The sequence below is a fragment of the Pseudomonas mucoides genome (assembly GCF_015461845.1).
GTDB classification, from domain to species: domain Bacteria; phylum Pseudomonadota; class Gammaproteobacteria; order Pseudomonadales; family Pseudomonadaceae; genus Aquipseudomonas; species Aquipseudomonas mucoides.
Map to the genome: position 1 here is coordinate 1 of NZ_JACOPW010000012.1, position 20,230 is coordinate 20,230.

At 53.9% G+C, this 20,230-nt stretch carries 22 protein-coding genes and 1 pseudogene; 3 read left to right on the forward strand and 20 right to left on the reverse strand.

Annotated features, from left to right (window positions below):
- The 7 genes and pseudogenes from H8F22_RS32780 to H8F22_RS30790 all read right to left on the reverse strand — a co-directional run.
- A pseudogene (locus H8F22_RS32780) lies at positions 1 to 473 on the reverse strand (hypothetical protein); the annotation flags it as partial.
- Between the two features lie 281 nt (positions 474 to 754).
- On the reverse strand, positions 755 to 1,306 hold the full coding sequence (ssb, locus tag H8F22_RS30765) for a single-stranded DNA-binding protein (protein WP_169904124.1): 552 nt from the start codon (positions 1,304 to 1,306) through the stop codon (positions 755 to 757).
- Positions 1,307 to 1,408: 102 nt separating this feature from the next.
- Positions 1,409 to 1,822 (reverse strand): hypothetical protein, encoded by a 414-nt coding sequence (locus tag H8F22_RS30770; protein WP_169904123.1) that lies wholly within the window; start codon positions 1,820 to 1,822, stop codon positions 1,409 to 1,411.
- A gap of 56 nt (positions 1,823 to 1,878) precedes the next feature.
- The gene (locus H8F22_RS30775) at positions 1,879 to 2,406 is read right to left on the reverse strand and encodes an HD domain-containing protein (protein ID WP_169904122.1); all 528 of its coding nucleotides are present in this window, start codon (positions 2,404 to 2,406) and stop codon (positions 1,879 to 1,881) included.
- Positions 2,399 to 2,974: a hypothetical protein gene (locus H8F22_RS30780; protein ID WP_169904121.1), complete on the reverse strand. Its 576-nt coding sequence runs from the start codon at positions 2,972 to 2,974 to the stop codon at positions 2,399 to 2,401. Before H8F22_RS30780 ends, H8F22_RS30775 begins: the two co-directional genes overlap by 8 nt.
- A gap of 436 nt (positions 2,975 to 3,410) precedes the next feature.
- The gene (locus H8F22_RS30785; protein ID WP_169904120.1) at positions 3,411 to 3,641 is read right to left on the reverse strand and encodes a hypothetical protein; all 231 of its coding nucleotides are present in this window, start codon (positions 3,639 to 3,641) and stop codon (positions 3,411 to 3,413) included.
- A gap of 557 nt (positions 3,642 to 4,198) precedes the next feature.
- On the reverse strand, positions 4,199 to 4,732 hold the full coding sequence (locus H8F22_RS30790; protein ID WP_078465916.1) for a hypothetical protein: 534 nt from the start codon (positions 4,730 to 4,732) through the stop codon (positions 4,199 to 4,201).
- A 1,008-nt stretch (positions 4,733 to 5,740) separates the two neighbouring features.
- Between H8F22_RS30790 and H8F22_RS30795 the strand changes: the two genes are divergently transcribed.
- A complete protein-coding gene (locus tag H8F22_RS30795; RefSeq protein WP_078465917.1) occupies positions 5,741 to 6,214 on the forward strand; it encodes a hypothetical protein in 474 nt (157 codons plus the stop codon).
- A 62-nt stretch (positions 6,215 to 6,276) separates the two neighbouring features.
- Here H8F22_RS30795 and H8F22_RS30800 read toward each other — a convergent pair whose 3' ends face one another.
- Together H8F22_RS30800 and H8F22_RS30805 are read right to left on the reverse strand one after the other, a co-directional pair.
- Entirely contained in the window at positions 6,277 to 7,650 is a 1,374-nt protein-coding gene (locus H8F22_RS30800; protein WP_169904119.1) for a hypothetical protein, read from the reverse strand.
- 81 nt (positions 7,651 to 7,731) lie between these two features.
- On the reverse strand, positions 7,732 to 8,379 hold the full coding sequence (locus H8F22_RS30805; RefSeq protein ID WP_169904118.1) for a hypothetical protein: 648 nt from the start codon (positions 8,377 to 8,379) through the stop codon (positions 7,732 to 7,734).
- 170 nt (positions 8,380 to 8,549) lie between these two features.
- On the opposite strand from H8F22_RS30805, the gene H8F22_RS30810 reads away from it, so the two are divergent.
- Positions 8,550 to 9,242, forward strand: a complete 693-nt coding sequence (locus tag H8F22_RS30810) for a YcbK family protein (protein ID WP_228759025.1) — start codon at positions 8,550 to 8,552, stop codon at positions 9,240 to 9,242.
- A gap of 3 nt (positions 9,243 to 9,245) precedes the next feature.
- Here the strand turns inward: H8F22_RS30810 and H8F22_RS30815 are convergent, their stop codons facing one another.
- The 11 genes from H8F22_RS30815 to H8F22_RS30865 form a co-directional block, all read right to left on the reverse strand.
- A complete protein-coding gene (locus H8F22_RS30815) occupies positions 9,246 to 9,908 on the reverse strand; it encodes an OmpA family protein (RefSeq protein ID WP_078465920.1) in 663 nt (220 codons plus the stop codon).
- 130 nt (positions 9,909 to 10,038) lie between these two features.
- A complete protein-coding gene (locus H8F22_RS30820) occupies positions 10,039 to 11,640 on the reverse strand; it encodes a DUF4942 domain-containing protein (RefSeq protein WP_169904117.1) in 1,602 nt (533 codons plus the stop codon).
- Between the two features lie 59 nt (positions 11,641 to 11,699).
- Positions 11,700 to 12,197, reverse strand: coding sequence for a hypothetical protein (locus tag H8F22_RS30825; RefSeq protein ID WP_228759026.1), 498 nt, complete (start codon positions 12,195 to 12,197; stop codon positions 11,700 to 11,702).
- A 481-nt stretch (positions 12,198 to 12,678) separates the two neighbouring features.
- The gene (locus tag H8F22_RS30830) at positions 12,679 to 14,172 is read right to left on the reverse strand and encodes a UvrD-helicase domain-containing protein (RefSeq protein ID WP_169904115.1); all 1,494 of its coding nucleotides are present in this window, start codon (positions 14,170 to 14,172) and stop codon (positions 12,679 to 12,681) included.
- 109 nt (positions 14,173 to 14,281) lie between these two features.
- Positions 14,282 to 15,160, reverse strand: a complete 879-nt coding sequence (locus H8F22_RS30835) for a hypothetical protein (RefSeq protein ID WP_169904114.1) — start codon at positions 15,158 to 15,160, stop codon at positions 14,282 to 14,284.
- 60 nt (positions 15,161 to 15,220) lie between these two features.
- Complete coding sequence (locus tag H8F22_RS30840; protein WP_169904113.1) at positions 15,221 to 15,595, reverse strand: hypothetical protein; 375 nt, start codon at positions 15,593 to 15,595, stop codon at positions 15,221 to 15,223.
- A 52-nt stretch (positions 15,596 to 15,647) separates the two neighbouring features.
- On the reverse strand, positions 15,648 to 16,298 hold the full coding sequence (locus H8F22_RS30845) for a hypothetical protein (RefSeq protein ID WP_169904112.1): 651 nt from the start codon (positions 16,296 to 16,298) through the stop codon (positions 15,648 to 15,650).
- A 381-nt stretch (positions 16,299 to 16,679) separates the two neighbouring features.
- Entirely contained in the window at positions 16,680 to 17,504 is an 825-nt protein-coding gene (locus H8F22_RS30850; protein WP_169904111.1) for a hypothetical protein, read from the reverse strand.
- A gap of 12 nt (positions 17,505 to 17,516) precedes the next feature.
- Positions 17,517 to 18,125: a hypothetical protein gene (locus H8F22_RS30855; protein WP_169904110.1), complete on the reverse strand. Its 609-nt coding sequence runs from the start codon at positions 18,123 to 18,125 to the stop codon at positions 17,517 to 17,519.
- Positions 18,126 to 18,188: 63 nt separating this feature from the next.
- A complete protein-coding gene (locus tag H8F22_RS30860; protein ID WP_078465926.1) occupies positions 18,189 to 18,521 on the reverse strand; it encodes a hypothetical protein in 333 nt (110 codons plus the stop codon).
- A 67-nt stretch (positions 18,522 to 18,588) separates the two neighbouring features.
- Positions 18,589 to 18,894: a hypothetical protein gene (locus H8F22_RS30865; RefSeq protein WP_194941083.1), complete on the reverse strand. Its 306-nt coding sequence runs from the start codon at positions 18,892 to 18,894 to the stop codon at positions 18,589 to 18,591.
- Between the two features lie 870 nt (positions 18,895 to 19,764).
- On the opposite strand from H8F22_RS30865, the gene H8F22_RS30870 reads away from it, so the two are divergent.
- The gene (locus tag H8F22_RS30870) at positions 19,765 to 20,220 is read left to right on the forward strand and encodes a type 2 periplasmic-binding domain-containing protein (RefSeq protein WP_169904108.1); all 456 of its coding nucleotides are present in this window, start codon (positions 19,765 to 19,767) and stop codon (positions 20,218 to 20,220) included.
- The last annotated feature ends 10 nt before the right edge of the window (positions 20,221 to 20,230 follow it).

A 20,230-nucleotide genomic window follows, 5' to 3' on the forward strand; every position in this document is an offset into this window, starting at 1 on the left:
GACGCCGGGCACCTCAGACTAACAATGCCACCCCTGCGTCGCTGCGCTCCGACTGCCTGTCCGAATGATCGTGGAACAGGTGTCCGGATCAGCGTGGGCTGAGTGTCCGAATGGCGTGGAATCCGCACTTGGAGAAGAGCTTCTTCAATGCTGCCTCCAAAATCCGATGCCCTGAAGCATTTATTTGGGCGCTCGCCATCCGAGCCATGCCCTTGCTGGATCATGGGCCGGTACCCAATCAGTTCTTTTGACTTGTTGTGAAGCTTTGAGATCCTGCGCATCTCAAAGGCATCCTGATGCTGCCAGCGCTTGGATCGCTCGTGAATAGGGGGACCGCATTCGGCTTCTACTGCCGGCGGATCGTCCACGTCGACTGTATCCGCCAACGGCAGGCAGGCTCGACGACGCATGAAAATGAGGTCGAAACTCGTGGCTGATTGGATTTCAGGCACAGCAGAAGTGGGTTGACGCAATTTTCCAGAATCCATTGGTACTTAGCGGCTCATAACGATCTGGGGTGCCAGGTCGACGGCTCATTTTTGCATGGCGCGATCCTGGTGCCCGGTCGTACCCTTCGTGTAGGGGCACATGAAAATTCTATGGTGAAGCAAGTAGCGTATGTGGCTTGCAAGGCCTTGCACGCCGAATGTTACTGAGACGATACAGCAAACCTGCAGCTATTTTAAGATGGAAAATTCCATAACGGCCACATCCACATCCGGCTTTAAGCAGGTGCAGTATCCACATCAGGACTTTAAACGGGAACGTTTCTAAAGAAACTTTCATCATAGTCAGGCATGTCCTCCATCTGTAGGGGCGGCGGGGTAAAGTCCGCATGCTCAGGTGGGGATTGGTAAGACTGACGATTAGGGGCGGGGTGTCGTTGGCCTTGGGGTTGGGAACCCTGCTGAGGTCTGGACTCTCTCTGAGCCGGCGCGGATGAGGTTCGAATAGAAGCACTCGCACTTTCCACAAAATGGCACTGTCCGTCGAAGTCATCAACGATGATCTCCGTAATCGACTTCTCAACGGAGCCAACAGTGTATTTACGAGATTTAAGCTTGCCCACGACGTAGAGATCTCGGCCCTTGCGGCCACCCTGCGCCACTACGTCAGCGTGCCTGCCCTTCAAAACGATGCGATGCCACTCAGTTTCTTCAACCTTCGAACCACTTTGTTTGTCAGTCCACGACTCGCTTGTAGCCAGGGAAACTACGGTGGTGGAGCCGTTATTGAACTGCTGAACCTTCGGGTCAGAGCCCATTGTTCCGATGATAGTGACAGTGTTAACGCCGCGCTTTGCCATTGTTCGGGAAGACCTTTGAAGACTGATTTAACGCCGAGCGAACCCAGCAATACCCGCTATTCAACCATCGAATAGATCGCAGACGTACTCAAAACGCACCTCTCAAACCAGAATTGGCTGATCAGCCAGCTCGACCAATAACCGGTGTAGAAGGTTGGCGAGATCTCGACGGCGGTCGGCAGTCAAAACCGAACCATCGCCATAAAGCCCTTTGGAGATATGTCGAAGGCGAACAAGCTGTTCAGCTTCAACAAAGAACCCTTCATCTGAAGATTCGTCGGTTGGTGGTTTATAGCAGTCCCTCCAGTGCGTAACACTATCGGTCAGATCAAGGCTGTCCGGACATTCACTAATCCAGCGGCCGGACCACATGTCACCGTCATCGTCATAACGGACGAAACGGGCTACCCGTTGTGAACCCCATTCGAGGAAAACCATGACAGGTACAGATCTCGCGTATAGAAACTCTCTGTCGGGCAGAACCGGCAAGGCGCGAGTTACTTTGTGCCAGGGCATGGGATGAACCTCAAATAAGATGAGATCATCATGCTGCCTATCGACTCGTGCCAGAATCACCCATCCAGAATATTTTGTATCATTTGACTCAGGCGCTCGTGTAGGACTGGGGAGCCCTGGGTTGTCAAAGGCAGGATCAGCTTTTTCTCGCCCGCGTAGGTGAGAGCAAAGGCAGGGGAGCGCTGCTGCAGGTCTGAGAAATTGTGGATGGCATCGGCAAGCCTTAATGACTGCCCATCAGGCGACGCCTTGGACAGGTGCTGGCGGTCGATCGCCTTTCGAACCGCCCTGCTACCATCATTCATTCGACTCGGGTTTGTGACTTCTTTCACGAGCTGAAGGACGGCAGACCCAAGAAGGTCGAGAATCACTCGCTCACGCTGAATGCGAATTTCTTCAGGGCACTCAAGGGTGTCATGGAGATAGCCTGCCGCGATCAGTTCCCAACTGTCTGAGATCTCCGCCAACAAGTTTGCTACCGCAGTAGGGTGTGTGATGTATGGCACATCGGTAGTGTAGTTGCGCAACTCACCCAAATGCCATTCTGTGGCCAGTCCCATCGCAACCTTCAACCGCTCATCCATGGAGGTGAGTGCCTGAAGCATCCAGCACTGGATGGACCCAGTACGCCAGGCAAGGGTAGACCGGTAGATCTGAAGGGTGGTGAGCTTTTACCTTGCAGAAGCCTGCGTTCGCCAGGCCGTTGATGCCCAAGTAGTTATTGGTTTTAAGGCCAAGTCGAATTAGTGAACCTTCCCCACTATATTCGTCGTTGCGGATGATCCGGAACTCAGGAATGCCAATCTGTATGCCGGCGGCCCACCCCCAGGCAGTTGCCTCGCCGTCACCGATCTGGACAACTGCGCGGTCCAGTGGAGAGCCAGGGAAGACATCAATGCCGGAGACCGCGTTGAAAACAGCTCTCTGACCTGCCCCGACATTTCCAGAGAATAAGTGTCGGAACTGTTCAGGAACGGTAGCCAAATGTCCCGCCTCATGCAGGAGAGCAGAAGCTCGGCAGCGAGGATCAACGTTGATTGATCCCGCAGAAATCTCGCAGTGCTGGGCAAACCCAGTAGCTCCAGGTACTAGCCTGACAGTGATGCCAACTTCGTTGAGGAAGTCCATGGTTCGCGTGAGGTACTTGTCCATCTGAAATCCAATGCGCTAGCTAATGAGGCGGGTAAATAGCAACCGCCGTGTTTGACTATAGCGTGGCATGACCTTTGATGTGGCACCACCCTAGTGGGTCAGTGGCACGATGAGGCGATTAAACGGATCAATGCCTCCTCAGGGGGAATAACTTCCCAACGCCGGCCAAGCTTTTGGCCCGCGGTGAACGAGGTGCCCGCGTAGTGCCCTTCCAACCGAGTGATTGTTGTGTAGCGGCGGTGAGCCACGTCCTCGACGCGAAGGAGGGCGTTTTCACCGGGCTGCATAATGTATTCACCGGGACGAAGCTGATTGGTGGATTTGGTCTGTCGCTGAGAGAGGTCTAGGGACATCGATTGAGCACCTGCAGATAACCACGTTATCTAGAGCTTAACTATCAAGTCCCATATTGCACTCCAAAAGAGGGTGCCAAAAATCAGGAGGCTACTGGGGTAACAATGAAATGAAGGCTGGCATAGGCAGAATTACAACTCCAAACCTCCACTCCGGATTTGCTGAAGTAGGCCCACCCATCACGAATCGTCAGGTCAGCTTCAGGCCACACAGAGCTGTGACCATTGATGCCTGCCTTGAGAAATGTAGCCTCTTTGCAGCGGGCCAGGTAGACACCGGCCTTCAGCTTGGTTGGTTCATTGAGTCGACTCATCTTTGGGCTCCACAATCATGCGCTGAATCATACCAGCCGGCGCATGACTGCACAGGGAACGCAATTACAGACAGAACCGCCACTGGAGAAATAAAAGGATGTTGCTTTCGATGATGGCTCACTGGACTCTGCGCCAGAACCAAGGCCGTCCTCAGTAGCTGTACGCTCTTGAGCCTGTGCAGCCAGCTGGGCCATTACCTGATCGGCGAGGTACTCGAGCAACCCCTTGTGAGGCTGGGTATGAGAACCAATTTGATTGGTTGGGTACAAGCTAAATCCTCCATCCGGGCTTTAGACGCTAATGAGAGCATTTGAAACACCAAAGCTGAGTCACCACCTTCCCGATGCCAGGGTATCGGCCGCACAAAGGCATGCCTTAGAAAGTATGATCTAACCTGAAGCAGCTCAGGTTCAGAGCTAGTCTGATAGGCATCAAGGTGTGCCAGAAGCAAAAAACCCCCACAACCTGAATAAGGCTGTGAGGGTCCTCCCTGCTAGATCAATCAATCTCAGTGCTCGGAACTAAACCGTTCAAGGGCCAGAACATTGCACCAATATCAAGCGGCCAGCTTTGTCGGCTGGCTATGCTTGGTTTCAATCTTTTGAAACTCTGCAAGCATCTCGCTATACGTCAAAGACCCACGTTGATGGGCTTCGATGTGCGCTAGGCGCTCGCAACCTTTTTTCCACTCCAGGGTGGCTGACAGTTTGTCGAGAGTGTCTCGTGGCGCGACCCGGGTGAACCCAGATTTAAACGCCTCAAGGACTGCTTCGTCGAGGGTGTCAGTTGAATAATGGGACATCCATCCTATGTCACGGAACGCAGAGTAACGAAAGCGTCCCGCTTCTGAAGCATCCGGCAAGATCAAAGCCCACGAATCCCCCGATTCGTTTTGCAAGATCATGCCGAGGCCAAGCTCATCGAGCTCGACATACACCGCCTGTAAATTCTCGTGTCGAACCTCAATTTCCCGGATTAAGGATTTCTCGAGCGCACAAGGGGTGTCTTTGTTCGATTGGATTGGACGTAACAGTTCGCGCGTAGCCTCGATTTGGTCGAAGTAGTAGTTACGAAAGCTGAATGTGGTCATGGGTACATCTCCGAGGAGGGGCATCCATGCCAGAGCATGAGAATGCCCTGGTGGGGTGGTAGGTACGACTCTGCTTGCCTAGGGCGCGCAGCTTGTTACGGCGCGCAGCGGCCTGATTAAGCAATAGCTGTGGAGCACCCCAACTCATGAGTTTTCATAGGGTTTCTCTCGCCAGTAGAACGGTGGGCACATTACATATACCCGGTGCTCTAAGGCCAGGTTCGGAAGGTGGGAACCAACATTACCTGGCCAAAACCTGGGGATGTCAGGCCTTACCGGAAGGATCCGCTTTTGCGGAAAGGGTGATCTGTATCGCGTAGCCAGCCACAAAAAGAGCATTAGGCGGAAGCCGATCAGATCAGACATTGCGACGGGTCAAGGAGGAACTCAACGGCAAGCCGTTGGGGTCCGCACAGCTGGTGAGCTGTGTTCTGCGCAATGGATTTCTCGTTACCGAGGATTTACCCAAAAGCAATGCAATGAGCAAAGCTCCAAGCTAGGCGCTCATACCTGAAGGAAATGAAAACACCAAGCCTGACGGCAGGATGTGATCTCTACCGTCTGGGGGAAGCACCTTCAAAGAAGGGCAATGCGATCATCACCAACAAAAGTCGATGCGATCTGGATGCGTAGGAAGGTCGAAACCTTGCTACGAATTTAGATTGATCTAGCAGTATCTACGCAAAGGAATGGCAGAAATAACTGACAGTCCAATGAGTCCCTGCAAACCTGACGGATTAACGTCGAGATAGGTAGGGTGCGCAATCAAGGATTGGGCATAGAACGTGATCTTTTTAGCACCGCTCGCTCAGGGCCACAAGTCAAAAAACCACCCCAAAATTCAGTGTAGCGGTGGAATGGCATTCGTTGTCGCACCTGGGGCATGAAGATATTGATATGAAGTTTGACAGGGATACACGGCATTTTGGCGACCATTGCTTGGGTTGGGATAAGGCGCCAATGGGGTTACGCTAGCTCAGCTGCAGCACAATTTCTCAAGGAGCTATCATGGATACATTCAGTGCCGAACCAAAGCCGCCAAAGACAAAGCAATCGATCGCTTGGCTGGTTGCCATCGTAGCTTTCGCTTTGGCGGGATTGGTGCCCATGCCTGTTGGGGCTCAGAATCTTCTGACTCTACTGGGACTCGGAGTCTTTGGCTTTGGGGCTGTGATCGGCATTAAGCACGATAGGGCCCACGCGAAGTGGCTATCAACTCAACCAGCCTCAGTAGATCCAATGCGTGGATCTCCGAAGCTTCCTCACGTCCCCCAACTCATCGCTTTTTTGATTGGGATAGGCTCAATAGGAGCCCTCTGTTATCTGGGGCTCCCACTGAAGGATGGCGGTTTCACCAGCGCAGATTGGTGGCTTCTGCTGCTTAGCATCACTGCCTTGGGAGGGTTTGGTTATGCCTCGAAAATCCAGAAAAAACACAACAAAGCCTATATGGAATGGCGGAATACCAAACATCCCCTCTAAGTGCGGTATCCCTTCGCGAACACATTCAGCTAAGCCCCGCTGGTATACAGCGGGAGCCTTCTTCACGCCGCCACTGACTCAATCATTCCAATAGTTGCCTTGGCGTCTTCCAGCTGCTGGATGATGCGCTCCACGGTGTCGGCTGTGGTCCGATCAGGTCGAAGCTCGCCGAATCGTGGCAGAAACAGGCTGTAGAGGTTTGTTTTCTTGTTGGGCTTGGTGACGTCGTTGAATGTCACCTTGATGATCGAGTCAATGTAGCGCTCAGGATTGTTGAAAATCTCAAGTCGCAATTCGTCCGAAAAGCCTGAAATGTTGACCTCCAGCATTCCGCACTCACTCACGCACTCAAGTGCGCCGAACGTCTTCGCATTTTTACCCTTCCCTTTACTCAACCCCTTCACCCGCAGCTCAGCTGGTGCTTCCATTTTGATCTTGACGCTGAACGGCGAACCACTGGAACCGGTGTCGCGCCAAGGGCCGTCAGGGTGCTTGATGACCGCGCCTTCTTTGCCATTACGGATATACACACCAGAGGCGGCATAGGCCTCGTCCAGCGAGTAAACGACCTGTGTGTGAATCAGCCTCACCTTACCGCCGCCCAGATCCTCGACCACTTTACCGACTTGCGAGAAGCGCTCTGAGTATGGCGTCAGACAGCTACCTCGTCGGGTCAGGGACTCCAACGGCACAACGTCCCAGAGGTACGGCACAGGCACGCAACCAGCTTGGAACGGGGTGCCCTTGTTGACTGACGTAAGCATGCCATTGCCAATCTCACGCGGCAGGATTGCCCCATCTTTTTCCACGAGCATTTCGCCGTGGTACTGGCCGTCAGGCCAGCTGGCAAAGACCTCACCCAGATCACCGTACAGCTCAAGGGGCCACTCGAAACCAGAACGGCTGATGACGGTTGCGCCACCGTTTTTAACGGTGAGGGCAAAAAAGGTACCGTCCGCCTTTTCTTGTAGATAGATTCCTCGCGCCCATGGCCAGCTTTCCAGATCCACATCTGAAGGCAGGCTGCAACGCATGTACGGTACTTCGGGAATGGTAAGCGGCAGAATCTTATTGATTGAGCCCTCAGAGAAACCTGCCCTCGGATCTCGGTGGAGCACTCGCCACAGCAGCTCCGAGGATTCTGGAGTGAGGGTATTCAAAGCCGATTGCACTTCACGATTTGCGGCGTCCCCTGAGAGTTGGCGGGTAGCCAAGCGGTCAAGCATCAGCCAAGTGTCATCGGTGAATACCCCGGTACCGAACACCTCGGAGCGAGCTGGACGCTTGTAGAAGCTGATCAGTGGATTGAGCATGAGCTTCATCACGCGTTGGAATGTTGGGTCAACCATATAAGTTGTCAGAAGCGCCGACTTCTCGAGCTTGCCGCTTACAGCAGCAACGGTATCAAGGGCACGCAGGATTTCGCAGGAGTTCATTTAGGCAGTCTCTTTAGATGATGGGATAGATTTTACGGGTGGCTAGCTGTGCCACCAGCGGGAACAGGGCGTCAAAATTCACTAGGCAGCTCGTGCCAGCAGGCCTGTGTTGATCCCAGTTACTTCAACTTCAGTTCCTACCTGGTGGATTGAACGCAGATGGGCCTTCGCAAACTCCAATCCCGTATCACAGTCAATCGCTCGAACAAAAAGGACGGTGTCGTCGCAATCACCTGGGTAGCGAAGCTGATAGTGGTAAATATCACCCGTAGCATCAGCTATAAGAATGCACTTTTGGTTCAAGCTGAATAATTCAGCATTGGGAGCGAGCAAAGCCGCGATCGCTTCGGCTTCATCCTTGGGGTAATACCCGAGCGTCACTCGAGACTGCCTGCCTGCTGCGTCCTGAAGAGCCACTTCGGTTACACAGCCATACCACTCAACCTGCTCACCACTTGCATGCTCAGCAACCCAGTCCATTGCCGAACAGCTATAAGGCCCATTGGCAATATGGTCCAAGCAACCTTGGTAATCATGGTCTGCGATCAGTAAGAAGCTATCGGTATCGGCAACCAATCTGAAGCCGGGAGCTGTCCCTACATCCATGGCATGGGCATCCAGCAAGGCTTGATCTTGCTCGGGGTGGGCTGACAGGTAGGCGAAATGATTCGGGCCAGCAGGTGTAAGTAGCTGGCCGAGGGTGCGCAGAACTGGATATGGGCGGGACATGAAAAACTCCATATAGGTGGTGGAGCCATCTTATGGATGCCGCCGCGTGCCAGAAGCCCAGCTCAAGCAGAGCAAGGGGAGCTTTGAAAAAGGGCAGGGGGTTTTGAGTCGCGATGTGAAGGATCAAACCATACACTCGCCCCAGAATAAGCCACATGTTGCCTGTTGGTATGAGCCAGAACATCCTCATGAGCCGCCGTAGCATCGTCACTGCGGCGATTGCAGCGCCTCTAGCCATGGCTGCACTACCAGCCTTCGCAAACAATCCAGGTCAACGCGACTGGCGTGCCGTGCTCCTAGACCACGACCGATTCTTGGACCTAGAGCGGCCACAGTCAGGAGAAAAAGCCAGGTTTTACTACTACCGAAAAGGGCAGGGATGGGACCCCCGCGGCTATGCCATCGCTTGCACCATCCTGAGAGACGTTGTCTCGAAGAAAACGGTGCAGATCGATGCCAAGCTCCTTGATCTGTTATGGATCGCAACTGCTTACCTCAGGGTCAAGCAGCTGCCTGCGAAGATCATAGTGACCAGCGGATATCGAACGCCTGAGTTCAACTCGTCCCTAGAGGGCGCCGCCCTCAATTCGATGCATGTGAAAGCAAAAGCAGCTGATATCAGAATTCCGGGTGTGGGAACTGAAGCTCTGGCCAACCTGATCAAGGTGATTGGTGTTGGCGGAGTGGGGACCTACATCTCGAAAAACTTTGTTCACCTAGATGTTGGATCTGTCAGAACGTGGAGGCAGGCATACTATTCGCCCTACGAAGAAAGCTGGCTTGCGGGTTATTCAGCGTTGGATCTTGAAAGCGTGCTGGCCTCGTCAGATACACCTGAACAAGGCCGGATCGTTTACGCCTGATTTTCAGCCTTGCTTGATCTGGATCTCTACCCGGCGGTTTTGTGCGCGGCCTTGAGCAGTAGCATCGGTAGCCACCGGCATGGAAGGGCCGACGCCTCGCACTGCAATAACTTGAGCGGGTACACCAGCGGCATAGAGATACTGGGCTACTGCTTGAGCGCGGGCATAGCTCAGGACATTATTGAACTGACGGCTGCCCGTACCATCTGTGTGGCCAGTGATCTCCAACCGCAGATCTTTCTGGTCTTTCAACGCAGTGGCAATTGCACTAAGGCCTTGGAACGCTGCTGGCTGTAGGTCGGCGGATGCAGTGGCGAAGGCAATGTCTGCTGGGGCTTCAATGGTCATCATTTGACGGCCAGTGACTGGGTCGAGACTGGTCGTTGCATCCATACCCTTCTGGCGAAGCTCTTCTTTCAGCTTCGCCGATCGCTTATCCATCCAGTAGCCCGTACCGCCACCGAGCGCTGCGCCAGCTGCAATGCCCACCAAAGCACCACGTTCGCCCCCTACTGCTGCACCCAGGATGCCACCGGCCACCCCGCCTATGGTTGTACCAATCGCGGTGCGGTTGAATTCCCGTTCGCCTGTCTGAGGGTTCACTGAGCAGCCGGTAACGATGGCGAAGCACAGGGCAAGGGCGGCAGCTTTGATAACGTTTTGCATGGGTTAACTCCTTAGTAAGTGGACCCATGTTCATTGCAGATAGGGTGTGCCAGAACCCCTAGATAAAAACAAAAAGGCAGAGTGTGCCTAACTACCAGAACAGTCAGGATTGGCGCACGATTCTGAATGCTCAAGTTGAGACCCTATCCGCTCGAAGGATAGCCACCGAAGCGCCTGTACCCTTGAACTCTCCCTCATAGACCTTCGACCATTGGTGCTCCCAGCCTGGCAAGATGTCCTTACCCCGCAGGCTGGCTGGGAGAATCGCAACGATGCGCCGACGTGCGATCAATGAGGCTGACTCAAGGTGAGCAATGGCCCGCCCACTTGAATAGGGTGGGTTCATAGCGACGACATCAAAAGATGAAGCGTTCAAAGCCCAGGTAAGGAAGTCAGCTTGGACGACCAGGTTGAAATCAAATTTACGGAGGATTCCACAGTTAACCTCGGAGACCTCGACGCAAGTGGTCCGGCTTGCGGGCAGATATTGAGCGATTCCAGCCTGGCCAGCGCTAGGCTCGCATACCGTCTCGCCAGGCCGGATATCTGCAATTGCTACTACCTCCTTTGCCAAGGTTTCACCCGTACCATAGAACTGGTGTGTCTTTTGCTCCGGCAGACGCCCAAGGGAAACAACAAGGTCGACTACCTCATTCACCTCCGGGTAGGGAAAGGCATACTCCTGGTAGTCAACTTTCGCGCCGCCGATGGCCTGGATGATCATTTCTGCTTCAGGCATGAACTTCATTTCAAAACGTGAAACGTCAAGGGTCCAGACGCCAGTAGGCTTGATGCTTTGGCGCTTCAGTTTGGAAACGATTGCAAGAGCACCGAAGCTCAATGGGACTTCCATCAGGGGCCAGTCTTTGTGAACAGCCCGCTTTTTGGTCGGGCGACGAAACCTGTCAGGGATGGCGTTGGGGTAAATCGAGGCCAGGATTTGGTTGAGCTGCCAAACCATTTCAGGGTGAATTTCGACATGCACTGTCCCGCTAAGGTGAAAGCGAACCCGCAGAGCCCCGCCGTCAAGAAGGATCCACTTGCCAGGGTTATTGCACCCATAGCTCATCGCTCTTGGGTTCGAGCCAACTGTACGGTCCCGGCCCATCAACATGGCGATCACATAGCGAAGGTCGGCAATCAGGCGAGTCTTCTCAGACTCGGGATTGCCTGTGGCCTTGCAGCGGGCGTACTCGAGGATCATGCGCTTTCCGAATCCTGCAGGTGAATTCGAAACATGGTTAGGTGACAAAGCATGGAACACGCCATCGACTTGCTCGGCTAGGAATCGAGATCTGCTAGCCAGTAAGGATTGCAGTGTGTCTCGAACTGCCAGCTTCTCGAATGGCAAGCACGTTCGGTTTTCGATCTGTTGATCCCACTCCTTCTGACGTGCGGATGGCATGAAAACGCGGACATCCGTAAGGCTCAAAGCACGATTCCAGTATTCAGCATCTAGTGCTTTTACCGCGGCCACAGCATCGAATAGCTCGGGTGTTGCCCGCATGCGCAAAGCCAGTTCGCCATCAGCGCCGGCGAGGAAATACCCCAAGATTTCGTGGTACCCACTCCCGGCCATCAATTCGCTGACACGCTCAATGAGAGCCTTTTGGTACCGGTGTTGGGAAACCAAGCTCTCGATAAGATCGTATTCATTAAGGTCTTTAAGGCCTTCGGCAGAATCAACCAAGTGACCCTCTGGGGTGGCCGGGTTCGCTAGAGGCGTTGCCATGTGATAAATCCTGTATTTGATGGGCACAGGATGTAGGCAGTATTAGAGTGGCAGAACCCTTACGGCTCTCTAGATACACGCCATCTCGCAGTGGGCAATAAGGCAGTGGCCACTGCCAATCGCTTGCTCACCTTGATGTGGAACTGAGTGATTGGTTGTTGGCGAAACTCTAGATCGTTGATAGCCAACCTGTCCTGTACTGCACTGCAAACGCTGCAGCTATTCAGCACCACTGAAGCCTTGGACGGTTGGTGGTAACGTTTGCGGATGTCACCCACTTTGAAGGACCGAAGATCCTTGGGCAGCAGCTCGCCCAGTAGATGAGCAGGTATCTGCTCAAGGCCGTAGAGAGCAAATGTCGACTCACGGTAGGGAGAGATGATCTCGATAGCAGAGCAGAGATTGGTCCATGCGCGGCACGTGGTGCATTTGGTGAACCCGCCATCAACCCGGACAATTGCCGATTTCCCCTCACGTAGCGTTCCAAACCACAATGCGCCATTCAGCGCCGAGGTGATGAAATCTTGAAGAGGTAATATCTGGGCCCAGTCACTCAATCGGTTAAAACTCCGAGTGCCGGAAGGAGTACCCGACCCGGCAAGCAAGGCAGTGTATCCGCTCGCTTCTGACCAGGTCACATGGGCGGCTGGTAGATCAGCCACCGGAGTGAAAGCAGGGAAAGGTAAAAGCCACATACCTCTAATGCCGGCACCGCGTAACTCTCTCTGCTTGGCTAATACCGATTCGGTGCTCGATCCAGCACTAGGTACCTCAACTGCGATTGTCACCTTGCCTCTTCTAGCGCGTACTGACGCCCACCCTGGTCCCGATTTACTGAACAGGACCTGCCAGCCACACAGTGCAACCGCAGATGAAATGACCTGCACCAATGAGGCTTGCTGGGAGAGGCGGGAAGAAGGCATGGGCAGGACATTGCCAATTCGTGGGTTTGGTTCCGATGATGACCCAGCGACCGATAACCTGCTATCCAAAATGGGCTAGTGAAACCATCAGGTGGATGCTGAATTAGCAGTGACTTCAATTCAATCCTGCGCGGCGATCCTTGGCATGCTTCATCATCGAAATGACCATCGTGTTTAAAGCAAGCATCTTCATCCCTCTGGTCGAGACCACGTAGTAGAGGTTGAGCTCGTCATTGCGGCGATCAGGATCATCTTTCGCAGCCTGCTCATCCAAAGGATCGTAGGTAAAGTCATCACCGAGCTGAACGTAAGGCCATTCAAGACCTTTGGAGCCATGCCCTGTTGAAAGTGTGACTGTCGCTGCCATTTCCTGCTCAACAGTGATCTGTTCCAAGCGCTTGATCAGATCAGGAAGCGAATCACCATAGCTCTTGAGGATTTTGATGATCCGAACCATTTCTGGATCTTCGGTTTGGTCCGCAATCTCGGCGTATTCCTGAAAGCTCTTATAGTCACGTGTGAGCTGGAAATTCTTGATCTTTGAAGTCTGGTTCAACGAAAACCAGTACATGTCCAGGATGGTCTGGATTTGGTATTTTTTGATTCCTCCGACCCAATACACACGCTCCCCGTTGTCAGGCTCCTGCGGGGCGGGCAGGCACATTAGCGCCCGGTCGATAACACCAGCCACTGTCCGATAAAGGTAGGTGCGGTGCTCAAGCCCATCCGGTAACTTCGACTTGATCTGGGTCTGCTGCCCGAAACCCTGCAGTAGCGTTCTTTCGCCCTTGAGGGCCAGGATTGTATTGGCGACATGACTCGCTCCCCAGCCAAAGCGGAAGCTTTTTGAAAGTGTGTGAACCTCGGCATCCTCGAGCCACGGCTCATCTAGGGCATTCTCCGCACCGCGGAACCGGTAGAGTTGCTGGTGGCGATCGCCAACAAAAATGACTTTGCAGCCATTCAGATACTGCTGCCTCACGAATTGAGTTAGCAGCTTCGTGGTGTCCTGCGCCTCATCAAGCAAAATGGTCTTGTATCGACGGCTCATGTCAGGGTTAGTGAGTAGCCATGCCTTCAAATACCCGTCGTGCGGCATCTGAGCTTCAAGATCCTGAAGGTTGCACATCCGGCTCCAGTAAACATTGGCATGCCTGATAACGAGTTGGGCGTGCTGGACTTGACGGCTGTTGAGTGAGATCCCTCGGAATCTCACCAAGTGATGATGCGCAATTTCAGTGTCAGGGCTACTCATAAACGAATTGAGCATCCCAACAACATCCTTAGCCATCGACCAATCAGACGTATTCATCGCCTTGGCCACGTCAGTGAGCCGAATATTGTTGCAGCGCTTGTGGTTGTACTGGCTGCCCAGGGGGCCGTAAGCAAGGCCGTGGGACGTCATAGAAGTCACGTTGCGAGGAAAACGGCGCCGAGCTTCAGCGGCCACCTCGGTGTTGTAAGCGATGTAGAGGATCTTCTCGTCTGGGTGGTTCTCAGCGTAACCAATCAAAGTCGTCGTTTTGCCGGTGCCAGCGAACGCATTGACTTTAACCAACCGAGCTAGTGTGGTGATGATTGGGTACTGCTCTTCAGTCCACTGGCGCATGGCCTGTCGTCCTTCTGAAAATTGTGTCAGCCATGCCGAAGTGGACCAGCCTATCCGACGACTGCTCTCTATGCCCGCCATAATGGAGGCACAAAAAGTGTGCCACCACCTACCGAGCTAGATCTGTTGGCCATGCACAGTCGAAAGGGGCCACATCGAAAGCGAGTCCGTTCGGTGATAGGAAGTCAGCTTGTGCTTCGCCGTAGTTCACCGCGGCGGTGAGTGGAGCGCAGGTCTTCTCATAGACGCTCACCGAAGTCCCATCCACAGAGTGAGCACCAGCGGCCGCTGAGCAAAGCAGAATGCGCTTAGCGCTATTCACCCTGCCAATATGGAGGTGGCATCGCCGACGACGCGCCAAGAGGCCCCAGCTATGTGCAGTTTTCAGCTTCCACCCTGTCGACCCCCCAACAAAGATACCAACTCCAGGATTTAGAAGGTCACGTACGTCATCGGGAACCATCCCGTCTTGAACTGCCAACAGCGCCACGCCTGGAATCCCTTGGATTCGGTTGAGCCACTTGAGTGAGAACTCAAGGGACTTCAGGCCGCCAGCGACGATATCTGGCACGACTACCATTTTGGCATTCTCACCGAGTAGATCAAAAGCCTTCCCAAAAGCTCGCTCGTCGAATACCTCCCCCTGTGTGAAGGCAGTCCAAGCACCGTTGTCCAGCATGTACGGAAAGCCTTCAGTGCGCAGGACACCTTTTGCAGACACCAAAAGCCCCCATCCATTTGCTCGCATAGCGTCAAGATTGCGCTTTGTGCCAGTTCGGCTGGCATATGGGATCATTGGGGTTCTGGAGCTACCAATCAGCTCTTCGATCGCGCCATCAGTGTCAGCAGAACCATCAGTGCAGTACATCTCACCATAGGCCTGCAGGGCTTGTGACCGTCCGATGCGGGTACCGTCCCGGTAGGGTTGCAACCAACGCGGGGCGGTATAAGCGGGCGCTTTAGCAATGGGTAGTTGGTGAGTATGCATTCGATGGTCTCCGAAGTTGTGGAGACCATACTCGGCCGGGGAATCGCGTGGCAGAAGCCTCTACCTCAGGTTTTTCAAGGCCGGTAGAAGACTCCCAGGGATTTTGCAGAAGGCAGCCAGATCGTCAATTGAAAGTTGTTTAGTGAAACGCTTCATGCGCCAACCCTCGCTCGGGTATGAAGCCGAGGTGTAGCTCGGCTTCAGCCAGTTCAGAGCCTGTGCAAGGGATTGAAAACGATGAATGCCTTGGTATCCAAGGTCGGGACCAATATTCACGCAAGTGATTCGGCTCCGAAGTCTGACAGGAACAGACTCAATAAGAGTGATTAGTGGGCTGGCCGGTGTGTACACCTGGGGCAGTCTCCCATTGATGGCAAACTCCATCATGGCTTTCGGGCTGCGCAGCATCAGCTGATTTCGTCGTTGGTCGATCATAAGTTCTCCTAAGAAAACACAATGATCAGCGGCCCCGGGTTGTGCCAGAAGCCTAGGCAGCTTGTGAGGATGCATCCTTTGCAATGGCTACGTCAGCCATATGAGCCTCCCAGTCGCCGCGAGAAAGCTTCAGGCGACGTGCTGGAGCGTCATTACGACTGAAGGGATAACGTGCGTCAGGGCGCATGCGATAACGACTCAGGTTGATACAGTCGCTGTTCCAATCCACCGAGGTAACCCACCAAACCTGCAGGTCATCGGAGCGGGGCAACATCTCGTCATCATCTTTACCATCGAGCAGCACAGCTACGCCGGTGGCCACACGGATGTTGCTCTGGATTTCACCATGCTGGCCCGCCAGCACAGCCTTGAACGGTTTTAAGCCTTGAACCTTCTCCCACATGCGAGCGAAGGTGCCACCAGAGATGCAGGACTGGGCATAGAAATGTTCGTCGAAGGGGCGAAAGACTCCCACGCAGGTACACATACTGAGCGCATTGAGACGGTTGGCGTCATCAGGGTTAAAACCCATTTTGAGACGGATCGCGGACATCAGGAATTCGTTAAGCGCAGCGCTTTTTTGTCGATCGCCAATGGACTTTGCAATGCCGGCGGCGGCGGCAAGCATGAAAGCCAGGCCGGTAGACTGGGCTTCGTTAGTTGTCTTCATCGGGCTAGCCTCAAGCAATAGCAGGTTGAGCATCGGGATTCAATGCGCCGTGGACTTTGAACGTCCCGAGGTTTGAGTAGACATTGGCAGACACCCCGTGTGGGAAAAGTCCACCTTCACGCACAATGCGAACGCGCCAGTTGCCGAGGTTGGTATCGAGAGCCTGGAACACAGTCCCGCTGATCACCGGTGCGAGTTCGGAGATTTCGTTTGGTGTGAAGGTCACGCGGTCGAGCGGGCTGACCGGGCAATTGGGCAATTGGGCAGAGTGGTGGCAGGGGCTGAGGTATTTTGAACATTGATCACGGGGGAAAGTCCGGTTGGCTGTATTGATGCCATGTTCCCCCAAGGCCGAGCGTGCCACGAGCAGGCAGAGAGGATTATTTCGAACAGCCCAGGATCACCGAATCCTCGTCAGCTCGCACCCGCCAGGTAGTGTTCAGGACCTAGCACAGCAGGCGTAATCCGCTGGATCTGCCAGCCACGATGAAATAGCTGCCCGTCTTTGACCAACCATGTATCACCAAGCAGGCTCAGCATGTCCGCAGCTACCCGGGCTTCGATCTCTTCAGCCGTGAATTCGACCGATTCACCTTTGGCTTGCCGTTCATTGGACAAGAATCTGAGATGTGCAACTTGCTGATCGGCAACGATCGATGTGAAGCGACAGCCTGCCTTTCCAGCCTGGCCTGAGGCGATGAAAGCGGCCTTCAAATCCTCGTTGCTCATCTGACCGGCTCGAGATAACCAGCTAGCATCTCGCTCCGCACGCCAACGGCACTCAGCTTCGACCAGATCTGGAGTTGTGAGCTTGGTGATGTCTTCTCGGTGCCAGCATACAAGATGCGCCGTAGTGGTCTCAGCACCCTCATCGGCCTGCCAAATGCGCCAAACAAAACCAAGCGCGTCCCAGCCCGGGAATGTCACGGAGAAATCAGTGTCATTACCACCAGGAAGCCGGTCCCAAACATCCTGACAGATCGCAACGCCATGGCGTGTATCCCACTCAGGTGTCCAATCAGTTGGTCCGAAAGGCAGGGGGACTGGCGTGTCAGACTCGACAACGCTGTACCAGGGATAGCTATGGTTTAGCGGGGGGCGAATAGCCAATGGCTGCAAACCTTTTAATAGCCGTTGGTACAGAGAGGACTTGGCAAGGATGTGATTTTCCAAGCACCCCTGTGCTGACACTAATTCGCGGTACCGAGCCAGTACGCGCTCTTCATTCGGGATTTCCATCTCGGATGTTCCTCAACGGCAGTGGCGGCAGATGCCGCTCGGAGCTTGATCAGCAGTGACAAATTGGCCACAGCCTCCACACTTGGGCGTCATTCGGCGCTGGGGAAGGGGGCGCTGTAGCGTGATGCCAGTTCCAGCAAGAGCTTCATCAACCGACATGGTCACCGCCGAGGCAACAGGGCGTGCAGTTGCATCGACGTAAGCCTTAGGCCAGATCTGCCGAGTGAATGCGGAGGCTTCGCTACCAAAATGGGAAAAAGCTTCATCCAAGGTAAAGACGGAGGCTTTCGTCAGATCAGTGGTCAGAGCATCACCGCTAAGCCAGAAGATGTCGTTCCCGTCAAAGTGGAACCTGGCCGCGACATAGCAAAGTTCAGTTCCGCCCCTTGGGACCCAATGGATAGTGACGTACTGGAAGTCCACTGCCATCTCGTGTCGTGGTCTGACAAAGCCCAGCGGCCAAGGGATATCGCTCCAACGTGATGCGTGCTGACTCATCGCATCGTCACGTGTGAAAACCTCAGCTTGATTGAGGTCAGTGGTATATGAGCCACCCTCGCGCCACCAGCTTATCCGGCTACCGATCAGCCCGCGGGAGTCTTGCAAGATGAACTGTTCCATTTCCTTCAACCCATTCAACCCAATCATTGATTGGTGTGACGATCGTGAAAATCATAAGTAGAGTCAGAACGGCGACACTAGGTCGCCGTCCAGGTTGTAGAAGACTCGGTTGTCTATGGTGTTGTGCTGTGAGTCAAGATAAGCAGCTCGCCACATGACATCGGGTATTTGGATGGAGAGCTTCGAAGCAATCGCTTTGAAGTGGGCAAGGTCTGATGGATGCCCGACGTCGTCAAGGTTGCTGTAAACGATACCTTCATCGAACTCATCCAAACCTTCCTCGCCATCCTTCTCGACAACCATGTAAAAGCCTTGGAGAGGCCGGTCCCAGCCCAGTTGGACGCGAACTAAGCAGCTGCTTTGAGCGTGGTAGACCTTAACGTAGTGCTGGCTCATGCAACCTCCTGATTTGCTATGCCGCACAGGCTACATCCCTGTACGACCGTCACATATCCAAAACAGGCTAGGGTTTTTCACCAGCAGCCAAGGCGGTGAGGGTGCCACCAGAGATAAACGCCAGCACTATCGAGATCCAGCCGAAGCTGTCACGGATGAAGCCTTCAACCACTGCGCCATAGGTAAACGAGAGATATTGCATACCCATGGCCACTAACAGAATAACAACGGCGCCGAGGCTATAGATGAAGCTGCGCATGATGATGTTCCCTTGTTGAGTGAGCCCATTATCAATGCGTTCTAGGCGTGCCAGACCCCTCTGCGCGCACACGGATTGCGAAGACATCAACTGGCAGATCACCAAAGTGTTCATGCTCAATTGTCTGCTCTTCAAACCCCAGCCATGGGATTAATATCTCTCGCTCTGCATCCCCCTTTTTGGGGTATCCCCAGCAGACCCGAACCATGTCGTAAGTGCGCCCTTCCAGTCGAGTTCGCCAGTAGGGAGTCCGCAGTCGGAATTCAAAGGTTTTGGTGCCCGCCGTGATCTGATGGAAGTAGGTGCCGATCAGGTTGAGAGTCAGGATCCTCAAAGGGCAACCTCTGACGGAGCTAAATGGAACCCGCAGGGTGTCATGCCGCAAGTGCACAGGGCGGTGATCATTTGGAAGGGCGTTTTGAGGGTCATGTCGAACATTCGGTACACCTCCAGGGCGGGCTATATCCGGGCAGAGTTAAGGGCGGCCAACTGAAACTGGTGGCCAGATATCTACACCTTAACGTGCCCGAAAGGAGTCAACACCTTCGCGCGCGGGATTCACAAGCTAATCTGATCCATCACCCCAGCGCATCCATGCTAGCTGCCGTATTGCAGCGATCCCAATTCCCACCAGTAGAGCCAGAAAATCAGAAGTATTCCCAAGCCAAGTCGCTATGGCCAGGGTTGGCAAAATCAATGCGAAGGCAATGATGGCAAGTCCGGCCGGGCTTCTCAGCCAGAAATACGTGGTACCCATCGTGATCTCTCCATAGTCATTCGGGCTGATCGCCCCTTATTAGCTAAGACAAGATATTAGTCGAAAGGTCGATTTTTGAGTTGTGACTGATGCCCGCGGCATGGCATGGCTATGTCATAGCCCAGAACCATTTTGGCTTCCAGGTTTTGGGTTGCAGACCATTATCGACGTGGCATTGTGCAAATTCGATTCCGGTAATACTTGCCGGAATGGTTATGGAGTTCACCATGCGCAAGAAAATCATCGCTCTGCTGCTCGTTGCAGCGGCGACCCCCACTCTGGTAATGGCAGGCGACAAGCACGGTTCTGACTGCTGCCCTAAGGGTTCGCACGGCCACTTCGAAGCTGGCCCCCAAGGTCCAGTCCGTGACTTTGCTGGCGGTCCAGGTCTCCTGGGCATTGATCTGAATAGGGATCAGCGCAAAGCAGTTCGTGAGGCCGACCGCGATGAGCGCCTGGCTGTCAGCAAGATAAATCGCGACTATCTGGACAAGCTCTCTGAGGCTGATAAGGCTGCTATGAAAGGGGCTATCCAGACGGCACGATCCGATTCAGAAGGCAAGGTTCGTATGGCGCTGAATGCTGATCAAATCAAGCAATTCGATGCAAATCTGAAGCGCGAGGCCGATCAACGCGCAGAATGGGAAGAATTCCAGAAGTGGAAGGCAGCCAAGAAAGGCTGAATGGAAGCGT

Excerpts from the sequence above, each read along its gene's own strand:
- H8F22_RS30855 (WP_169904110.1), bottom strand. The coding sequence starts at position 18,125 with ATGGAACAGTTCATCTTGCAAGACTCCCGCGGGCTGATCGGTAGCCGG.
- H8F22_RS30785 (WP_169904120.1), bottom strand. The coding sequence starts at position 3,641 with ATGAGTCGACTCAATGAACCAACCAAGCTGAAGGCCGGTGTCTACCTG.
- H8F22_RS30810 (WP_228759025.1), top strand. The coding sequence starts at position 8,550 with ATGAGCCAGAACATCCTCATGAGCCGCCGTAGCATCGTCACTGCGGCG.
- H8F22_RS30820 (WP_169904117.1), bottom strand. The coding sequence starts at position 11,640 with ATGGCAACGCCTCTAGCGAACCCGGCCACCCCAGAGGGTCACTTGGTT.
- H8F22_RS30845 (WP_169904112.1), bottom strand. The coding sequence starts at position 16,298 with ATGCTCAACCTGCTATTGCTTGAGGCTAGCCCGATGAAGACAACTAAC.
- H8F22_RS30815 (WP_078465920.1), bottom strand. The coding sequence starts at position 9,908 with ATGCAAAACGTTATCAAAGCTGCCGCCCTTGCCCTGTGCTTCGCCATC.
- H8F22_RS30800 (WP_169904119.1), bottom strand. The coding sequence starts at position 7,650 with ATGAACTCCTGCGAAATCCTGCGTGCCCTTGATACCGTTGCTGCTGTA.
- H8F22_RS30840 (WP_169904113.1), bottom strand. The coding sequence starts at position 15,595 with ATGATCGACCAACGACGAAATCAGCTGATGCTGCGCAGCCCGAAAGCC.
- H8F22_RS30830 (WP_169904115.1), bottom strand. The coding sequence starts at position 14,172 with ATGCGCCAGTGGACTGAAGAGCAGTACCCAATCATCACCACACTAGCT.
- H8F22_RS30775 (WP_169904122.1), bottom strand. The coding sequence starts at position 2,406 with ATGGATGAGCGGTTGAAGGTTGCGATGGGACTGGCCACAGAATGGCAT.
- H8F22_RS30805 (WP_169904118.1), bottom strand. The coding sequence starts at position 8,379 with ATGTCCCGCCCATATCCAGTTCTGCGCACCCTCGGCCAGCTACTTACA.
- ssb (WP_169904124.1), bottom strand. The coding sequence starts at position 1,306 with ATGGCAAAGCGCGGCGTTAACACTGTCACTATCATCGGAACAATGGGC.
- H8F22_RS30860 (WP_078465926.1), bottom strand. The coding sequence starts at position 18,521 with ATGAGCCAGCACTACGTTAAGGTCTACCACGCTCAAAGCAGCTGCTTA.
- H8F22_RS30850 (WP_169904111.1), bottom strand. The coding sequence starts at position 17,504 with ATGGAAATCCCGAATGAAGAGCGCGTACTGGCTCGGTACCGCGAATTA.
- H8F22_RS30835 (WP_169904114.1), bottom strand. The coding sequence starts at position 15,160 with ATGCATACTCACCAACTACCCATTGCTAAAGCGCCCGCTTATACCGCC.
- H8F22_RS30790 (WP_078465916.1), bottom strand. The coding sequence starts at position 4,732 with ATGACCACATTCAGCTTTCGTAACTACTACTTCGACCAAATCGAGGCT.
- H8F22_RS30865 (WP_194941083.1), bottom strand. The coding sequence starts at position 18,894 with ATGAACACTTTGGTGATCTGCCAGTTGATGTCTTCGCAATCCGTGTGC.
- H8F22_RS30780 (WP_169904121.1), bottom strand. The coding sequence starts at position 2,974 with ATGGACAAGTACCTCACGCGAACCATGGACTTCCTCAACGAAGTTGGC.
- H8F22_RS30770 (WP_169904123.1), bottom strand. The coding sequence starts at position 1,822 with ATGCCCTGGCACAAAGTAACTCGCGCCTTGCCGGTTCTGCCCGACAGA.
- H8F22_RS30870 (WP_169904108.1), top strand. The coding sequence starts at position 19,765 with ATGCGCAAGAAAATCATCGCTCTGCTGCTCGTTGCAGCGGCGACCCCC.
- H8F22_RS30795 (WP_078465917.1), top strand. The coding sequence starts at position 5,741 with ATGGATACATTCAGTGCCGAACCAAAGCCGCCAAAGACAAAGCAATCG.